The 18,790-nt window shown below is 69.4% G+C and carries 13 protein-coding genes; all 13 read right to left on the bottom strand.

Going from position 1 to position 18,790, the window contains the following annotated elements; all coding sequences use genetic code 11:
• Positions 1 to 82: 82 nt before the first annotated feature.
• Complete coding sequence (bamA, locus tag D7V80_RS18505) at positions 83 to 2,554, bottom strand: outer membrane protein assembly factor BamA (protein ID WP_233585487.1); 2,472 nt, start codon at positions 2,552 to 2,554, stop codon at positions 83 to 85.
• Positions 2,555 to 2,630: 76 nt separating this feature from the next.
• Positions 2,631 to 3,305, bottom strand: a complete 675-nt coding sequence (locus tag D7V80_RS18500; protein WP_120567698.1) for an ABC transporter ATP-binding protein — start codon at positions 3,303 to 3,305, stop codon at positions 2,631 to 2,633.
• A gap of 2 nt (positions 3,306 to 3,307) precedes the next feature.
• Entirely contained in the window at positions 3,308 to 5,677 is a 2,370-nt protein-coding gene (locus tag D7V80_RS18495) for an ABC transporter permease (protein ID WP_120589411.1), read from the bottom strand.
• Between the two features lie 12 nt (positions 5,678 to 5,689).
• Positions 5,690 to 7,249 carry a lysine--tRNA ligase gene (gene lysS / locus D7V80_RS18490; protein WP_120589410.1) on the bottom strand — a complete coding sequence of 520 codons (1,560 nt, stop codon included), beginning with the start codon at positions 7,247 to 7,249 and terminating at the stop codon, positions 5,690 to 5,692.
• A gap of 89 nt (positions 7,250 to 7,338) precedes the next feature.
• Complete coding sequence (locus D7V80_RS18485; RefSeq protein WP_014395488.1) at positions 7,339 to 7,719, bottom strand: anti-sigma factor; 381 nt, start codon at positions 7,717 to 7,719, stop codon at positions 7,339 to 7,341.
• Positions 7,716 to 8,348: an RNA polymerase sigma factor gene (locus D7V80_RS18480; RefSeq protein ID WP_120589409.1), complete on the bottom strand. Its 633-nt coding sequence runs from the start codon at positions 8,346 to 8,348 to the stop codon at positions 7,716 to 7,718. Before D7V80_RS18480 ends, D7V80_RS18485 begins: the two co-directional genes overlap by 4 nt.
• Positions 8,349 to 8,508: 160 nt before the next feature.
• Positions 8,509 to 9,631, bottom strand: a protein-coding gene (gene prfB / locus D7V80_RS18475) for a peptide chain release factor 2 (protein WP_233585485.1) whose coding sequence is annotated in 2 segments (ribosomal slippage) — positions 8,509 to 9,561 and positions 9,563 to 9,631 — 1,122 coding nt in all. Because the reading frame shifts where the segments join, the coding sequence is not laid out codon by codon here.
• A 50-nt stretch (positions 9,632 to 9,681) separates the two neighbouring features.
• Positions 9,682 to 11,004 carry a DUF4105 domain-containing protein gene (locus tag D7V80_RS18470; RefSeq protein ID WP_120589408.1) on the bottom strand — a complete coding sequence of 441 codons (1,323 nt, stop codon included), beginning with the start codon at positions 11,002 to 11,004 and terminating at the stop codon, positions 9,682 to 9,684.
• 51 nt (positions 11,005 to 11,055) lie between these two features.
• A complete protein-coding gene (gene ybeY / locus D7V80_RS18465; RefSeq protein WP_199738744.1) occupies positions 11,056 to 11,937 on the bottom strand; it encodes an rRNA maturation RNase YbeY in 882 nt (293 codons plus the stop codon).
• Positions 11,934 to 14,447, bottom strand: a complete 2,514-nt coding sequence (locus tag D7V80_RS18460) for an HD family phosphohydrolase (RefSeq protein ID WP_120589407.1) — start codon at positions 14,445 to 14,447, stop codon at positions 11,934 to 11,936. Before D7V80_RS18460 ends, ybeY begins: the two co-directional genes overlap by 4 nt.
• Before the next feature lie 212 nt (positions 14,448 to 14,659).
• Positions 14,660 to 15,706 (bottom strand): PhoH family protein, encoded by a 1,047-nt coding sequence (locus D7V80_RS18455; protein WP_120589406.1) that lies wholly within the window; start codon positions 15,704 to 15,706, stop codon positions 14,660 to 14,662.
• 96 nt (positions 15,707 to 15,802) lie between these two features.
• Positions 15,803 to 16,921 carry a DUF4388 domain-containing protein gene (locus D7V80_RS18450; protein ID WP_120589405.1) on the bottom strand — a complete coding sequence of 373 codons (1,119 nt, stop codon included), beginning with the start codon at positions 16,919 to 16,921 and terminating at the stop codon, positions 15,803 to 15,805.
• 3 nt (positions 16,922 to 16,924) lie between these two features.
• On the bottom strand, positions 16,925 to 18,790 hold a 1,866-nt coding region (locus tag D7V80_RS18445; RefSeq protein ID WP_147447136.1), incomplete at its 5' end, for a tetratricopeptide repeat protein.

Here is an 18,790-nt window from a genome sequence, read left to right as displayed (position 1 = left end):
CGTCCGCCATCCCGGCCTGTTCACTTCCGCCCGGGTGGGGCGGAAAAGGGGTGGGCCGGGAAGGCCTTGGGGTCAATGCCTATCAGAAGAAGTTACCGATCGTGAACTCGAACAGGATGTTGTCGTCCGACGGCCGCTTGGTCAGCGGGATTCCCCACTCGAAGCGCAGGGGCCCGATGGGCGAGAACCAGCGGAAGCCGAAGCCCGCCGCGTGGAAGAGGCCCAGCGGCAGCTTGTCCTGCCGGTCCTCGAAGAACTTCTCGTTGGAGCCGAAGGCATTGCCGGCGTCGTAGAAGAGCACGCCGCGCAGGCCGGCCTTCTCGAAGATGGGGAACTCCAGCTCGAAGTTGAAGATGAGCTGCTTGTTGCCGCCCACCCGGAACTCGGTGACGTTGGCGTCCGGGTTGTCCGCGCGCGGCACGAGCAGCGTGGGGCTGATGCTGCGCAGGTAGTAGCCGCGGATCGTGTTGATGCCGCCCACGTAGTAGAGCTCGCTGATGGGCAGCGGCTTGCTGGAGTCCAGCTGCTGCACGTAGCCCAGCGTGGCGTTCGTCTTGAAGACGAAGCCGAGCGGCATGGGGAAGTACAGGCGCGAGTAGGCGGTGTAGCGGTTGAAGAGGAACGTGCCGCCCAGGAACGAGGGCGCCGTCTCCACCGAGCCGTAGTGGATGAAGCCGCGCGACGGGAAGAGGCGGTTGTCGCGCCGGTCGAAGGACACGGACAGGCGCAGCGCGCTGGTGACGCCGGACTGGAACTGGTTGGCGAGCAGCACCGCGCCAATGCCCTGCCCCGCCTGCACGTCCACGTACTCCCGCGAGTAGCCAACGGTGGCGAGCACGTCGTCCACCAGCTGGCGGCCCAGGGAGATGGTGCCGCCCGTGGAGTTGCGGATGAAGCCGTCATAGTCCGCCTGGACGCGGAAGAACTCCGCGGACAGGAGGTAGTTCGTGTCCAGGAAGTACGGGTCGTAGAACGACAGCTGGACAAGGGAGCGCAGGCCCGAAATCTGGGCGGACGCGGACACGCTCTGGCCCCAGCCGAGGAAGTTGTTCTGCGACACCTGGGCCGTGAAGATGAAGTTCTCCACGTTGGAGAAGCCCAGGCCCACCTGGAAGGTGCCCGTGGCCTTCTCCTTCACCTCCACCTGCAACACGATGGCGTTGTCGGAGCTGCCCGGGTGCTGGGTGATTTCGACGGTCTCGAAGAAGCCCAGCGCGGTGACGCGCTCGCGGCTGCGCTTCACGCCGGTGCCGTTGTAGAGCTCGCCTTCGTAGACGCGCAGTTCGCGGCGGATGACCTTGTCGCGCGTCTTCGTATTGCCGACGACGTCGATGCGCTCGATGTTGACGAGCGGGCCCTTCTGGATGTCGAAGGTGAGGTCCACCGTCCGGTCTTCCGCGTTCACGGAAGTGATGGGGTTGATGTTGGCGTACGCGTACCCCTTGTCGAAGTACACGTCGGAGATGTTGGAGATGTCCGTGGAGAGCTGGCCGCGGTTGAAGCGCTCCTTGGGGCGCGACTTCATCAGCCGCAGCAGCTCTTCCGGCGGGCGCTCCAGGTCGCCCGCGAAGTCGATCTTCCCGATGTCGTACGGCTCACCCTCGGTGATGTGCAGGGTGATGTAGATGTCGCGCTTGTCCGCGGACAGCTGCACGGTGGGCTTGTCCACGCGCACGTTGATGAAGCCGCGGTCGTAGTAGGCGATCTGGATGACGGCGAGGTCGCGCTGGAAGGCCTCCTCGCGGTAGGTGCCCTCGCCGGTGAAGAAGGACAGGAAGCCGCCCTCCTTCGTGATCATGGTCGCCTTGAGCTCCTCCGGGGACACCTTCTCCGCGCCCTGAAGGACGATCTGCTTCACCATCACCTTCGAGTGCTCGTTGATGATGTAGACGACGGTGACCGCGGCGCCGCCATCCACCGGCTCCAGCTTGTAGGTCACCTCCGCCAGGAAGTAGCCCTTCTCGACGTACTTCTCCTGGATCTTCTTCTGCGTGGCGCGCACGGCCTCGATGTCGAGGATGGTGCCGATTTTGAGATCCAGCTGCTCCTTCAGGTCCTCCGCGTTGAGCTCCTCGTTGCCCTGGAGCGCCACGGCGCGGATGGTGGGGCGCTCCGCCACGCGCACCACGTACGCGATGCCGTTGGCCATGCGCTGCGCGAGCAGCTGCACGTCCGTGAAGTAGCCCAAGGCCCAGATGGCGCGGAGGTCCTCCGCGGAGCGGTTGAGCGGATCACCGACCCGGGTGCGCATGGCACGGCGGACGGCCTCCGACTCCACCCGCCGGTTGCCCTCGATGCGGATCTCCACCACGCGATCCGAGGAGGAGACGTTCGTGTCCTCGTCGTCCGGAGAGGACGCCAGCGGCGCGTCCGCGCCCGAAGGAGAGCCCCCATCCGGAGGCGAAACGGGCGTGGCGGCGGGAGTGGACGGGGGGACGACGGCGGGCGAACCCGCGTCCACGTCCACCTGGGCGTAGGCGGAAACGGGCCCGAGCGCCCACAGGGCGACCGCCAGCAGCGGGAGCAATGACTTGCGCAGAACGGTGAGCCTCAAGTGCAGTCCGGCCAGGAAAAGGCGGGGCAATGTACGGGATGGGGGGAGGGCCCCTCAATCCAAAAGCGAGCGGCCATCAGGCCTCCGACACCTGCCCGCCAGCCAGTCTCAGGCGGCGGGGCATGGAGCGAGCAAGCGTCTCGTTGTGCGTGACGACGACGGCGGTGATGCCCAGGTCCCGGTTGACGTCCCGGAGCAGCTGGTGGATTCCCTCGCCTGTCGTGGGATCCAGGTTGCCCGTGGGTTCGTCCGCGAGCAGCACCGCGGGCTTGAGCACCAGGGCGCGCGCCAGGGCCACGCGCTGGGCCTCGCCGCCGGACAGCTCGCCGGGGCGGTGGTCCACGCGGCTGCCCAGGCCCACGCGCTCCAGGAGCTCCCGGGCGTAGGCGTACGACGGGCCGCGGTCCCTGCGCTGGATGAGCGCGGGCATGGCCACGTTCTCCAGCGCGGTGAACTCCGGCAGCAGGTAGTGGCTCTGGAAGACGAAGCCGATGGTGCGGTTGCGGAACTCGGCGATCTCCGCGTCGTTCATGGAGAAGACGGACTTGCCGTCGAAGAGGACTTCACCGGCGGCGGGGGCGTCCAGCGTGCCCAGCACGTGCAGGAAGGTGCTCTTGCCCGCGCCGGACGCGCCAATCATGGAGACGAGCTCGCCGGCGTTGATGTCCAGCGACACGTCGCGCAGCACGTCAATGCGCTTGCCGTGCAGGAAGTAGCTCTTGAAGACGTTGCGGATGGACAACAGCGCCATGGCTACTCCGCCTTCAGACCTTCCACCGGTTCCACGCTGCTCGCCTTGAGGGCCGGGTAGATGGACGCCAGGTAGGTGACGAGCACCGCGATGATCACCGCCAGCGCCGTCTGCACCGGTTCGATGCGCACCGGCAGCGCGGGGATGTAATAGACCTCCGGATCCAGCTTGATGCCGACCTTCTCGATGAAGAGGCACCACGCGAGGCCGGAGAACAGGCCCAGCACGCCGCCGGCCACGCCAATCTGGAGCCCTTCGGCGAGGAAGATCTTCACGATGCCGCCGTCCGGGACGCCCAGCGCCTTGAGGACGGAGATCTCCTTCCGTTTCTCCAGCACCAGCATGATGACCGTGGCGACGATGAGGCCCGCGGCGACGATGATGATGATGGACAGGATGATGCCCATCACCAGCTTCTCCAGGCGCAGCGCGGAGAAGAGGTTCTTGTTCATCTCGCCCCAGTCGCGCGCGCGGTAGGGGTAGCCGCCCAGCACGCGCACCACCTGGTTGGCGATGCGGCGCGCGTCGTCGATGTCCGCCACCTTCAATTCGATGCCGGTGGCGCCCTTCACGGCGAAGAAGTCCTGCGCTTCCTTGAGCAGGATGTAGACAAACTTGGAGTCGTACTCGTACATGCCCGAGTAGAAGACGCCCGCCACCCGGAACGCGCGGCTCTTGGGGATGGGCCCGGACGGCCCCAGCTCCGTGCCCAGCGGGGAGACGACGTTCACCCGGTCCCCCACCACCACGCGCAAGGACGCCGCCAGCTCCCGGCCGATGATGATGCCCGGCAGCACCGTGGGCTTCGCGGGCTTGGAGGGCTTGCCGATGATGGGGTCCTCCTCCTCGGCGTCCTTCCGGCCATCCGCGTCCTCCACCGCGCTGCTGGGGAGGATCTTCGCGGGCTGCTCCAGGTGGCCCAGGTCGCCGCCGGGCAGGATGTTCTCGGGCAGGTCCGTCACCGAGCCGACCGTGTGCGGGTCGATGCCCTTGATGATGACGCCGTCGACGTTGCCCTCCGAGGCGATCATCACCTGGTTGATGATGAAGGGCGTCTGGCCCACCACGCCGGGCACGCGCTTCACCTGCTGCATCACCTTGTCGTAGTCCGGAAGGTCCCCGGCGTAGCGCGACACCACCGCGTGCGCGTTGGTGCCCAGGATCTTCTGCTGGAGGTCGGCCTCGAAGCCGCTCATCACGCTGAGCACGATGATGAGCGCCATCACGCCCACGCCCACGCCGCCCACGGACAGCGCGGTCATCATCATGGTGGGCGACTGCTCATGCAGCTTCATCCGGTGCTGCGCGGACGCGGCGGCGAGCGGATCCGCCAGGCCCAGGGACTTCACGCGCGTGCGCTCCACGGCGGCTTCCGCCCCGCGGATGATGAAGTAGACGATGAGCGGCGGGATGATGCCGAACATCAGCACCGCGAGCGCGCCCAGCAGCAGCGACGGACGGAACACCGCCACGTGCCGGCGCGCGACGAAGAGCTCGAACCCCAGCCGCAGGTCCACCCGGCCGCTGCCCGCCGCGATGAAGCCCGTGTTGATGCCCAGGACCAACGCCAGCACCAGCGCCGCGAAGACGAGCCAGTACGCCAGCTCCGGCCGGCCGATGAGCCCCGCGACGTACGTCACCTCGCGCAGCCGGTAGCCCAGCGCCAGCTGCAGGGACGGCACGCGCTCCATCAGCGACAGGAGGATGGGCACCGGCAGGCCCAGGTAGAACACGCCGATGGTGGCTTCCGGGAACGACAGCCGCTGCGCCCGGGACGCGCCCACGAAGCCGGACGCGAACGCCACGCCCATGCTCACCATGAACGCGATGGCGAAGGCGATGGTGGGCGGCAGCGAAAGCCCCCCACCCGCCTCGCGCGCCGCGCCGCCCAGGTCCGACGGCACGCCGCTGGAGAGGACGGTCTGGAGGAGCAGCAGCACCAGCTCCGCCAGGAGGATGCCGCCGCCGTAGGCCCCCAGCGTGCTCCAGTAGAAGTCCCGGTAGCGCGCGAGGCGCGGGTACAGGGGCGCACCGGCGGCGGGGCTCGGCCCCTCACCGGAGGCTGGCGCCCGGCGGATGCCGGCGGCGATGAGGCCCCAGCCGGCCAGCCAGACGAGCGTCCCGGCCACCAGCGCCTTGGGGCCGGCCACGGCCGTGGCCTTCTGGGCGCCCAGGGCGAGCGCCCCGGCGTCGAAGGACTGGACGAGCCCGCCCCACCCCACGAAGGAGAGGCCCAGGGCGCCGGCCACCTCGGCCCACGCCTCGGACTCGGAGATGGCCACCCCCAGGAGGATGGCTCCCACGAGGGCCACGAGGGCGCCGGCCCACAGGAGGGGCCAGCGATAGTCGGTCTGCCGTTCGGCGGGGTGCACGAGGCCTCGTGGCTACTTCGCCAGCGGCTTGAGGAGGGGGAAGAGAATCACGTCACGAATGCTGGCGGCGTCCGTGAACAACATGGCGACGCGATCAATCCCGATGCCTTCACCGGCCGTGGGCGGCATGCCGTGTTCGAGGGCGCGGATGTAGTCCTCGTCGTAGTCCATGGTCTCCTGCTGGCCCCGCTGCTTCGCGTCCAGCTGGGCCTGGAAGCGGCCCTTCTGGTCCAGGGGGTCGTTCAGCTCGGAGAAGGCGTTGGCGATTTCCCGGCCCGCGACGAAGAGCTCGAACCGGTCCGTGATTTCCGGGTTCTGGTCGTTGCGGCGGGCGAGCGGGGAGACGGCGGTGGGATACTGGGTGATGAAGGTGGGATGGATGAGCGTGTGCTCGACGTGGGCCTCGAAGAGGGCGCCCACCAGCTCACCGTGGTTCATGGCGTCCACGGCGCGGCGCTCCACCTCCGAGTGCACCGTCTTGAGCAGCTCATGGCGCAGGCGGTCCACGTCCACCATGTCCTTGTCGGACAGGCCGGGGACGGCTTCCCGGATGGCCTCCGGCATGGGGATGCGCTTCCAGCCCTTGCCGAAGTCCACCGTGTGCTCGCCGTACTTCACCTTGGAGTCGCCGGTGACGTGGCGGGAGGCTTCCGAGAGCATCTCCTCCGTGAGGTCCATCAGGTCCTCGTACGTGGCGTACGCCTGATAGAACTCCAGCATCGTGAACTCCGGGTTGTGCCGGGTGCTGATGCCCTCGTTGCGGAAGTTGCGGTTGATTTCGTAGACGCGATCCATGCCGCCCACCACGAGCCGCTTCAGATAGAGCTCGGGCGCGATGCGCATGTAGAGGTCGATGTCGTACGTGTTGTGGTGCGTGATGAACGGCCGCGCCGCCGCGCCCGTCACCAGCGGGTGCATCATCGGGGTCTCCACCTCGACGAAGTCCCGCCCGTCGAGGAAGCTCCGGATGAACTTCACCAGCTTGCTGCGCTTGAGGAAGACCTGCTTCACGTCCGGGTTGGAGACGAGATCCAGGTAGCGCTGGCGGTAGCGGACCTCCACGTCCGTGAGGCCGTGCCACTTCTCCGGCAGGGGGCGCAGGGACTTGGTGAGGGGCACGAACTTCGTGGCGGACAGGGACAGCTCGCCCGTCTTGCTGCGGAAGACGGGGCCCTGCACCGCGACGAAGTCGCCCAGGTCGCACTGCTTGAAGACCTCATAGAGGTCCCCGAGCGCGTCCTTCTTCACGTGCGCCTGGATCTCCCCGGAGCGGTCGCGCAGCTTGATGAAGGCGGCCTTGCCGAACGAGCGCATGGCCACGATGCGGCCGGCGACGTCGTAGACGGGCGCGTCCTTCTCCAGGTCCTCCATGGAGCGGTCGGCGTGCGTGGCCAGGATGTCCGCGGCCCGGTGCTTCGGGGCGTAGCCGTTGCCGTAGGGGTTGAAGCCGGCCTCGCGCCACTTCTGGGCCTTGTCCAACCGCTGCTGGTAGATCTCCTGCTCCTTGGAGCTGGAGTCCGCCGCTTCGCCGCTCTTCTCACCTGGGGGGGTCTTGTTCTCGGGGTCGGCCATGACGCGCTCGTATGAAAGGCGCGGCACCGTAGCCAAGCCTCCCCCGGTACGCAACGCATCCCAGGGGGTGGCGGCCCCGGAAATGACCGTCAGGAAGACATCAAGAGAAATGCGCCCACCGCCGCGGCCAGGAGCAGCGGGATGAGGATCTCCACCGGGAAGCGGTGCTGGGCATGCGCCAGGTGCAGGCCCTTCAGGCCGAAGCGGCGCTGGCGGCGCACCCGGGCGGCCACGAGCGACGCGAGCGCGGGCGGGGCCTTCTCCCGCTCCACCGTGCGCACGCGCTCCACCGTGCGGGCGTACCGGTCCCACCCCTGGCGGCACTCCTCACAGCCGTCCAGGTGGCTGCGCACCGCCTGCTCCTGGGGGGCGGCCAGCTGTTCGTCGGCGAGCGCTAGAAACAGCGCCCTCGCCTCACGGTGATCCAATCGCGGTTCCACGTCCGTTGACCTCCACCCGCCGCCGCTCATGGTTCGAAGCGCCCCAGCAGGTCCGCCAGCTTCTCGCGTGCCCGGTGGAGCCGGCTCTTCACGGTTCCCTCGGGCAGCTCGGTGATGTCGACAATCTCGTCGTAGCTCAGGCCCTCGATGTCACGCAGCGCCACCAGCATGCGCGCATCGGGGTCCAGTTGGGAAATGGCCCGCTGCACCCGGGCCCGCTCACGCGCCGCTTCCAGGGCGGCGTCCGGCTGCGGCGGGGCGCCCCCACCCTCCGCGATGGCGGCGGCGCTCACCTCGTCGAAGACGTCCGAGCGGCCCCGCCCCCGGCGCTGGAGGTACTTCAGCCGGTTGAGGCATTGGTTCTTGGAGATGCGGAACAGCCACGTGGACAGGCGCGCGTCCTCGCGGAAGCGCCGGACGTTCTGGTGCACGCTGACGAAGATCTCCTGCACCAGGTCGTGGGCCTCCTCGCGGTCGCCCAGCATGCGGAAGCAGAAGTCGTAGAGGCGGTCCTGGTGCTGGTGCACCAGCGACTCGAAGGCCTCCGGGTCGCCGCGCCGCAGCCGGACGAGCAGCGCCTGTTCCTCGCGGCGCGGGTCGGCCAGGGCCTCGGAGGCCAGGGCCTGCTGTCCGACGTCGAGCACTCCGCCCGGTGACACCCGCGCCTCCTGTGGGTACGGCCTACTCCATCCTACCGCACCCCCCTGCCCCGCCCCCTGACACCGGCTCCGGGAAAAAGGTTCCCGGGCCAAGAAAAACCCCTCCCGGACCTCAGGGCCCGGGAGGGGTGGGATGCGTCCGGACAGGACTTGGGCGCCCTTAGTCCGCGGCGGCGTTGCGGTTGGGGTTCTTCACGCCCAACAGCTGCGCGGTGACGAACTCCTCCAGGTCACCGTCCAGCACCTTGTCCACGTTGCCCGTCTCCACGCCGGTGCGCAGGTCCTTGACCATGCGGTACGGCGCCAGCACGTAGCTGCGGATCTGCGAGCCGAAGGAGATGTCCTTCTTCGCCGCCTCCGCCGCGTCGCGCTCGGCCTCGCGCTTCTTCATCTCCAGCTCGTACAGGCGGCCGCGCAGGATCTTGAAGGCCATGTCCTTGTTGGCCGACTGCGAGCGCTCCGTCTGGCAGGTGATGATGATGCCCGTGGGCAGGTGGCGCAGCTGCGCCGTGGACGACGTCTTGTTCACCTTCTGTCCACCCGCGCCACCGCCGCGGATGAACTTCAGCTCGATGTCCTTCTCCGGCAGGTCGATTTGAATGCTGTCGTCGACCTCCGGGTACACGTCCACGGACGCGAACGCCGTCTGGCGGCGGGCGTTGGCGTCGAAGGGGCTGATGCGCACGAGCCGGTGCACGCCCACCTCCGCCTTGAGGTAGCCGTAGGCGTTCTCGCCCTCGATGCGCAGGGAGACGTTCTTGAAGCCCGCCTCTTCGCCCGGCACCTCGTCGCTGAGCTCGACCTTCCAGCCCTTCGTCTCACCGTAGCGCGTGTACATGCGCAGGAGCATGGCGGCCCAGTCCATGGAGTCCGTGCCGCCGGCGCCCGCGTTGATGTCCATGAAGCAGTTGCTGCGGTCCTGCGGCCCGGAGAGCATGCGCGCCAGCTCCAGCTTGGCGACCTCGCCCTCCAGCGACGCGAGCGTGCCTTCCGCTTCCTGCGCGCTCGCCTCGTCGTTCATCTCCGCCGCCAGCTCCAGCAGCGTCTGCGCGTCGTCCAGCCCGCGCATCGTCTTGTCGAAGGCACCCACGCTGGCCTCCAGCGTGGACTTCTCCTTCAACAGGCCCTGGGCCTTGGTGTTGTCGTTCCAGAAGTCAGGCTGCGTGGAGTCGCGTTCAATCAGCGCGATGCGGGACCGCTTGCGGTCGAGGTCAAAGATGCCCCCGGAGCGCGTTGAGGCGCTCCTTCAGGGCCTGGATCTTCTCCATCGAATCGTTCGCCATGGTGTTCGTCGTCTCCTTCGTTGCGAAACAGTTGGGAAAGCCGGGGTGTTTCAGGAGGCCTTGAGCGAGGTCACCTGCGCATCCTGACGGGGCGGCGTGCGCGCCGTTCCTGGCACGAGCGCCCGGAGCCGGTCCAGCCAGAACGCGCCGGCCATGCCCAGGGAGATGGGCAGGATGAGCGCGATGGCGCGCCAGTTGTCCTGGTCGAACCAGGGCAGGACCTTGAGGACCAGGCCCAGCGCGCCCGTGGCCGCGAGCAGGCCCCACACCCACTTGAGCCGCGCCCGCGCCTTCGCGCTGTTCCAGGTGAGGCGCAGACCGTACGGCACGGCCAGCAGCGTCAGCGGGTTCGCGAGGAAGAGGTTCTCGTTGTGGTGCGTGACGACGTGGTTCGTGCCCGCCCACATGACGACGAGCGCCAGCCCCGGGATGCCCAGCACCAGCCCCACCACCACGTTCTCCAGGCCCAGGAGGATGCGCGCCGCGCGGCTGCCCTTCTTCTCCCACGCGGCCAGGCCCAGCGCGGCGCCGCCCAGGAGCACGCCCAGCGCGAGGATGTACGGGCCGAAGGCGGGCGGCTGCGCGGGGGGCCGGGGACGCGTGGGCGACGCGTAGAAGTTCCACTGCTTCTCCACCAGCGACACCGGCTGTCCGTCCGGGCCCGGCACCTTCAGCTCCGCCACCTGCTGCTCCAGCTCGTCCGGGAGGAAGGCCTCCTCGCGGCGGGTGATGGGCTTGTCGATGGAGTCATTCATCATGAAGTCGAGCAGGAAGCTCACGGGCGGGCTCACCGCCGTGTAGCGCCGCGTGTGCTCGCGCAGCGTCATGCGGGCCGGGGCCTTCTCCGCCTCCGACAGCCGGCCACCCACGGCCACGTCGATCATGTCGCGCAGCCGCGTGACGCAGTTGTCGCTGTAGTGCTCGTAGAGATAGTCGCGGTTCTCCGGCAGCACGTTGTCCGCCAGCTTCTTCGCCACCGTCACGCGCTGCTCCGGCGTGAGGTTGAGCTCCTGCACGCGCACGTCACGCCCCAGCGACTTGTAGAAGCGGAAGGTGCCGTTGACGCTCGACTCGCCGACCCAGAACTCCAGGCGGCCCTTGGCGAAGTGGACCACCGTCTGGTCGTCGAACGAGTACATCCCGTAGTTGTAGAGCCGCTGCATGTTGCGGGCGCGGTCCTCCACCACCAGCGAGCCGTGGCCCCACCACGAGAAGACGTCGTCGCCGGGGCTGAAGGTCACCAGCCAGATGGACAGGTCCTCGCCCCGGCTCTCGCCCGTGCCCCACGGCGGCACCGACGCGGCGCGCGCGGGGGACGCGGACAGCAGGAGACCCAACAGGCTTGCGACGATGAGAGACGACAGGCGGGGCATCGTTCCATCCAACACGAGGCACGGAGGGCCGCAAGCCCCCCGGCGGGGATTTCAGATGAGCTTCGCGCGGCGCTCGCGCGAGTCGATGGTCAGCGAGTCCGCCACCATGCCCCGCTCACCCAGGAGCTGCTCCTCCAGGGCCGCCATGCGCTTCGCGTCGCGAGGCTTCTCATGGTCATGCCCCAGCAGGTGCAGCAGGCCATGCGCGAGGTAGCGGCCCATCTCCGACTCCAGCGTGCGGCCGTACTCCTTCGCCTGCCGCTTCGCCGTGTCCAGGGAGATGACCACGTCGCCCAGCGGGCGCGGGCCCGGGGTGCCCTTGGGCAGGTCCCCGGCGGGGAAGGACAGCACGTCCGTGGCCTTGTCCTTCTGCCTCCACGTGCGGTTGAGACGGCGGATGGCCCGGTCCCCCACGAGCGACAGCGACAGCTCGCAGTCGGTGAGCCCCAGGCGCTTCAGGTAGTCGCGGGCCCAGGTGGTGAGCAGGCGCTCGTAGTCCGCGCCCTGCCCGTGCGCCACCTGCACCGTCACGTGGTTGTCCGCGGCCTTCGCCTTGGGCGCCGGCTTCTCGATGTGCGCCAGCTCCACGCGGAACGCCGGGGCGCAGATGGACCAGTAGTCACACGCGCCTTGCGAGTCGTTGCGGTACACCACGCGCTTGCCGCGCGGCACCAGGCCCACTTCGCCCGCGCCAATGCGCTCGCGCTTGCCGTCCACCACCAGGGTGAGCTCGCCCGTGAGGACGAGCACCACCTCGTCGAACTCCGGCGTCTGCGCGGGTTCGCTCCAGCCCGGCGGCGCACGCATGCGCGCCACGGACGCGGACTCCGTCTGCGTGCTGGCCACGCCGACGAACTCCTCGATGCGCTTGCCGTCGTCGCGCGGAATCACCTTGCCCTTGCGCAGCTTCACGCCCTCCACCTTGCGGCTCATGACATGCCCGCCGTTCGCACCTTCGTGTCCTTCGCTTCCGTCTTGGCGGGCGCGGGCGCCATCATCAGCGGCGCGCCTCCGCCCTTGCCCCCACCCATGGCGCCCGCCGGGTAGACGGGGCGCGTGTGGTAGATGCCCTCCAGCGTGTGCAGGAAGGACTGGGCGATGAGGTTCAGGTCCTTGAGCGTCAGGTCGCACTCGTCGAGCTGGCCCTCGGAGAAGATGATGTTGATGATCTTCTGCACCTGCGCCTGGAGCTTCGCGCTGGTGGGGTCCGGCATGGAGCGCGTGGAGGCCTCCACCGCGTCGGCGATCATCACCAGCGCCGCCTCGCGGAACTGCGGCTTGGGGCCCGGGTAGCGGTAGATGCTCTCGTCGATGGGGGGCGCGCCTTCCTTGCCCTCCTGCTCCTTCAAGGCCTTGTGGAAGAAGAAGCCCACCGTGCGCGTGCCGTGGTGCTGGGGAATCGCGTCCGCCACCAGCTTGGGCAGGCGGTACTGCCGCGCCATCTCCAGGCCTTCCGTCACGTGGCGCTTGATGATGACCGCGCTCATCGCGGGCGCCAGGCCGTCATGCCGGTTCTCGCCCTTCTGGTTCTCCCCGAAGTAGAGCGGGTTCCGGCCCTTTCCGATGTCGTGGTAGTACGCGCACGAGCGGGCCAGCAGCGGGTTGGCGCCAATCGTCTCCGCCGCGTTCTCCACCAGCGTGCCGATGATGATGGAGTGGTGGTACGTGCCGGGCGCCTGGACGATGAGCTCCTTGAGCGCCGGGTGGTTCAGGTTCGCCAGCTCCAACAGCTTGATGTCCGACGCGTAGCCGAACGTGGCCTCGATGAGCGGCGTCAGCGCCATCACCATGACGGGGACGGCGAGCGCGGTGCCGAAGAACGCGCACACCGCGGTGATGACCGTGTCCCCGGCCAGGCCCTTGCCCTCCACGAGGAACAGGAAGAGCACCGCGATGAGGTTGGCCACGCCGGTGACGAGGCCCGCGCGGAAGATGCCCACGCGGTCCTTCGCCTTGACGATGCGGTCCGCCGCCACCAGCGAGCCCACCAGCGTGTAGATGCCGAACGCCAGCGAGTTGCCCAGCATCACGCCCGCGAGGCACGCGATGACCATGGCGAAGAACAGCGCCAGCTCCTGCGCCAGGATGAAGCGCACCAGCATGGCGCCCGCCGCCACCGGGAAGGCGTAATAGAACGCTTCGATGGGCAGCGCCGTGTAGCGGTCCTGCACCGCGTCCGCGATGGACACCCAGACCTGGAGCAGGCCCAACAGGCCCACCAGCAACAGGCCCAGCAGGACGCCGTCCTTGCGCGTGGGGCGGAAGCGGCGGAAGGCCGCGCGGCAGAAGCCGTAGAAGGCCACGACCAGCAGGGCCACCAGGCCCGTGCCGCCCACCTGCAACTGGAGCAGGTCCAGGCGGTCCGTCTGCGCGCGCATCCCGCGCAGCATGACGAGGTGCGTTTCGTTGACGAGCTCGCCATCGCCGATGACGCGCTGGCCCTTCTTGATGGCGATGACGGCGTCCTTCACCGCGTCGCCCGCGAGCCGGCGGCGCAGGTCCGTCTCCGCGATGTTGATGGTCAGGCTGGGGCGCACGAGCCGCTTGGCGATTCTCAGCACCGCGCGGCGCTGCACCGCCGGAGCCTCCGGCATCACGTTGCCGGGCACGGAGGCGAACCGGTCCTGCTCCTGGTGCGCCTCCCGGATGTCCACCACCTGGGCGGCGCCCGCGGGCAGCATCTCTTCATTCTTGTGCTGCACGTCGCGCACGGTGAGGCCCTGGGGCGCTTCGCGCACCAGCTCATCCCGCGAGCCGGCCACGTACACCTGGCTGCCGTCCGCGCGGTAGGCCCGGTCCAGCAGCAACAGGGTGGCGGTCTCCGCCTCCTCCGAGAAGCCGTTGGCGACGAGCGCCTGGAAGTCCTCGGACTCCAGCCCCGCGTCCCGCTGACCGAAGAGCTGCTCCTGGAACCGGGCCTGCATCTCCTCGCGGTCACGGCGCTGGCGCTCCAGGGCCTCCGGGGTGAGCGGCGTGGGGCGGCGGCGCTTGGCCTGGCCCTCCTCCGGCGGGGTCTCCTCGGCGCGGGCGTCCTTCTCCTCTTCCAGGTGCTCGCGCGCGGAGGCGAAGGCCGCGCGCACGGACGCGCGCAGGTTGCCCACCACCGCCGGGTTGAGGTCGTACACCGGGCGCACGGCGCTCCGGGCCTCGCGGCGGCGCTGCTCCGTCATCGACTGGTGGACGATGTCGTAGTCGCGCGCGGCCTTGAAGCCGGCGGGCGAGTTGGCCCGGAAGGGCTTGCCCAGGGCCTCCGTGGTGAGCGCTGGAATCTGCTGGCTGTAGAGGCCCGGGGAGATGACGAAGCCCGCGCCCACCGAGACGACGAGCAGCAGCAGGGCCTGCACGATGCGCCGGCCCCACTCCCCACGCCGCCCGAGCCCCAGGCGGACCGCGAGCGCGTCCAGCGGACTGGGCCCGGGGGTTGGTGATTCAGGATCGGCCATGGGGGAACTCCTCACCCTGCGAAGACGTCAGGCTCCCTAGAAGGAAGCAGCGACGGGGAAAATTCGTGAGGGTGGGACAGCCGCCGCCTGGATGCCAGTTCGCTCTGCGAAATTTGCGGGTAAGCCAACAGGCAGCAGTGTGGGTCACCCAGCGACTCCACCCCCGTCCCGGCGCAAGGCCGGGAGGGGGTGGCGGGTGCGGCGTCACGACTTCAGGACTCCGTGCCTTGCGCCGCGGGAGCGGACTGGGCCTGCTTCTGGGCGGCGTCGGAGCGCTCGTAGGCGCGGATGACCTCCTGCACCAGGGGGTGGCGCACGACGTCCACGTCGGAGAACTCCGAGAAGTGGATGCCTTCGATGTTCCGCAGCACGGAGCGCGCGTGGTTCAGGCCGGACAGCTTGCCCGTGGGCAGGTCCACCTGGGTCACGTCGCCGGTGATGACCGCCTTGCTGTTGTAGCCCAGGCGGGTGAGGAACATCTTCATCTGCTCCACGGTGGTGTTCTGCGCCTCGTCGAGGATGACGAAGGCGTCGTTGAGGGTGCGGCCGCGCATGAACGCGAGCGGCGCGACCTCCACGACGCCCTGCTCCACCAGGGTCTGGGCGCGCTCCAAGGCCATCATGTCGTGCAGTGCGTCGTAGAGCGGGCGCAGGTACGGGTTCACCTTCTCCGCCAGGTCGCCGGGCAGGAAGCCGAGCTTCTCACCGGCCTCCACGGCGGGACGCGCCAGGATGATGCGCTTGACCTTGCGCTCCTGGAGGAAGGCGACCGCCATGGCCATGGCGAGGTACGTCTTGCCGGTGCCGGCGGGGCCCACGCCGAAGACGATGTCGTGGGCGCGGATGGCGTCCACGTAGCGCTTCTGCGCGATGCTCTTGGGGGCGATCTGCCGGTTGCCGGAGCTCTTGAGGACGGTGCCGAGCATGACCTCCTGCAGCGACTCCGTGCCGCGGCCCAGGACCTTGATGGCCTGTTCCACGTCCTCGCGGTAGACGGGGCGTCCGGCGCGGATCATCTCCTCCAGGTTCTCCACCAGCCGCACGGCGAAGGCGACCGCGTCCGCGGGCCCCGAGAGAAGCAGCTCCGTACCGCGCTGCCCCACCCGGACCCCCAGGCGCCGTTCCATCAGCTTGAGGTTTTCGTTCTGGTTTCCGCAAAGGGCCTGGGTCGTCTCGTTGTCACGGACGTCCACCTTCGCGGAGGTGGGGGTGGTTTCAGCGCGAGCTGCGGGCACTTCCAGCGTGGCGGGATTTCGCAATGCGCGTCATTCCTCGTTCAGTGATCGCTCGCCCTCAATTTAACGCCACCCCTCCCCTCACGCCCGCCATCTCTCGACGGCGAGCCTGCCCGCGGGCTAGCGCACGGGCGGTAGGAGGATGAACTGCCGGGCGGCCGTGCGGCGGTAATAGTACTCCTCCCGCCACGGGTAGCGCAGTTCCTCCGGACTCAACAATCCGGCATCCACCAAAGCATCCAGCCGCTCCGGGAGGGTTCCCTTCTCCAGTTGGAACACCTCCAGCGCGGCCTCGATGCGGACGCGCTGCGCGTGGGCAATCTGACGCTGGGCGGCGGGATCCCCCAGCCGGGAGGCGCCGGGCTCGTGCCCCTGCCTGCCGACCCAGCGGGACGCGATGAAGGCCAGCCCCGCGATGACCGCCATGGTCACCGCGACGCGGCCCAGGAGGCCGCCCACCCGGGCGACGAGGCGGGTGTCCTCCGGCACGGGCGCTCGACCTTCCGCGTCGATGGCACGCACGTAGTCGCCCTTGACCAGGTTGTAGAGCGCCTTGCAGGTCTCGAACTCGCCCAGGCCGCAGAGGTCCACCATGCGGCGCAGGTCGCGCCCCGCGGCGATCTCCTCATAGACGTGGCGCTCCGTCGGACCGATGACGCCCAGCTCCCCGCCCTCTTCCGCGTGGGCGCGGGGCGGCGGGAGCGCCTTGACGCGCTCGAAGGTCATGTCGTCGCGGTGGATGCGCTTCCGGATGACGGGCCACTCGTCCACCATCCGGAAGCCCTCCATCAGCACCGTCTCCGCGCGCAGCGGGGTGATGCCTTCGGGGCCGGGCTCCACGGGCTCCTGGATGAATTCGTAGGTGCCCGCCTTCCAGGTGAAGAGGCGGTAGAGCGTCTCCGTCACCTGGAGCTGGGCCATCTGCTGGAAGCGCTCCGCGGTGAGCGCGTGGCTCTGCACCAGCACGTCGCCCAGGCGCTTGAGGGTGCGCTTCTGGACCTCCAGCGCCGCCTCCAGCTGGGTCTCCGTGATGATCTCGGCGCGCACCAGCATGGCGCCGATGAGCTCCTTGCGCTTCCGGGTGAGGCTTTCGGCCTTGATGATGTGGCCGTCCTGGAAGCCGACGCGCACCTCCTGGTCCTTGTTGCGCAGGTGGAGCGTGCCCGTCTTCTGCTGCTGACCAATCAGCTGCAGGATGTCACCGATGCCGAAGTCCTTGAGGGTGCCCTTGAGGGCCATGGCTCAGGCCTCCCCCCGCTGGTGGCGGCGCAGGCCGCGCAGGGTCAGCAGGTAGACGAAGAAGAGGACCGTGCCCGCGGGCACGAGCTTGAGGTACAGCGGCGCGTCGCCGTAGGGCGTGCGGACCAGGCCCCGGTGGAGCACCAGCGCGGCCACGGCGAAGCTGAACACGAAGGCATAGAGGGCGCCCCGCACCGGCAGGCCCGTGCCCACGTGGCCCGCGCCGGACACCAGGGTGCCCAGCGCGTACGTCACCCGCTTCGTCCAGGCCTGGTGGCGGTCCACCTCGCCCTGCTTGCGCGAGCGGAACTCCTTGGGCACCTGGCTCTTGCGCGCGTAGACGTGGACGCACTGGCCGCACATCGCGCCGCCCACGGACAGGTCCTTGTCGCAGCGGAGGCAGACGGCGTTTCCGCACCGCTCACAGCCGCGCGACGCCTTCATGCGCCGGGAGGCTTCTCCGAAGACGGCGACGAGGGCCGCGAGCCCCGCGGTCAGCCCCCAGCCCACCGGGCCTGCCGGCAGGAGGGGCGACAGCCACCGGCCCACCTGGCCCTCCACGCGGGCGCCTTCCTGGGTGCCGTCCGCCAGGCCCATCCAGTCTCGCTCCGGCACCGTCGGGGCCAGCAGCAGGAGGTTGAGCAGGGGGCGGTCCTCCGGCGGCGGATCCCTGCGCAGGAGCGAGCTGTCCAGGGCCTGCGCCTGGGCGATGGCGGAGGTGGAGCGGTCCAGCTCCTTGCCCAGCTGATCATCCGGCAGGAGCCGGGCCCGGCGCCGGTACACCTGCCCCAGGTTGTAGTGCGGCGCCGCCATGGACGGATCCGCCTTGGACGCCTGCGTATAGAGGAGCACCGCGCCGTCCACGTCGCCCAGGCCCAGGAGCGCGTTGCCGAAGCGCGTGAGCATCCGCGCGTCACCTGACTTGAGGGCGGAGGCGGCCTTGAAGTCCGCCCGCGCCTCCTCCAGCAGCCCCCGGCGCGCTTCGTACCAGGCGAGCGCGCCCAGCTCCTGGAAGCGGGCGGTGCGAGCCTCCGCGCGGGCGCGCACGCGGGCCGCCGCGCCCTCCGCGGACAGGCCCCCGCGCTCCAGGAGGTAGACGTCCTCCGCGGGCGTGCCGGCGAAGACGGTGAAGCGCGTCAGCGTCCCGGCGGCGAGCGGCATCACGCCCAGGCCCATCAGCAGCACGGCGGCCACCCAGCGCTCGGCGCGGCCCACGTACAGCGCGACCGAGGCGAAGAGCAGGAGCAGCACCGGCACCAGCCCCGCGCCCAGCACCACGGGCAGCGCCAGGAGCATCAGGCCCAGGAGCCCGGACTGCCAGCGCGTGACCGCCCGGGGGAACAGGTGGTGGAAGTCGTGCAGCGCGTAGCGGATCCGCCGCAGGAAGAGCACCGCGACCACCGCCACCGCCGTGGCCGCCCACGCCGCGAGCACCAGCGCGCCCAGGTCCGTGAGCGCGGGCCGGCGGTAGCGGGCGTCACCGAGCAGGGTCACGAGGGCGGTCTTCCACTCGCCCAGCCCGCGCGACACCTTCAGCGGATCCTCCACCACGTACGTCTCCGCCCGGGCGAAGCGCGCGGCGGGCAGCCCGGGCGACAGGGCCACGGCCACGTCCAGGAGCGCGAGCGCGCCCTTCAGGTCTCCAGCGCGGCGGCGGACCCCGGCCTCGCGCACGAAGCCCATGCTCAGGGGTTCCAGGTCGGAGGCCAGCACCTCCTCGCGCAGCGTGAGCAGCTCCTTCTGGGCGGCGTCCGCCGCGGCCAGGTCGTTGCGGGAGCGGGCCGCCTTCCACTTCTCCCAGACGGCCAGCAGCTCCGCGTCCGTCACCTTCGGCGCCATCACCGGGGTGACCGCGGGACGGGCCGGGAC

Origin of the sequence: Corallococcus sp. CA054B, from assembly GCF_003611625.1 — a bacterium.
Classification (GTDB): domain Bacteria; phylum Myxococcota; class Myxococcia; order Myxococcales; family Myxococcaceae; genus Corallococcus; species Corallococcus coralloides.
This window is presented reverse-complemented; position numbering and strand designations above follow the sequence as displayed.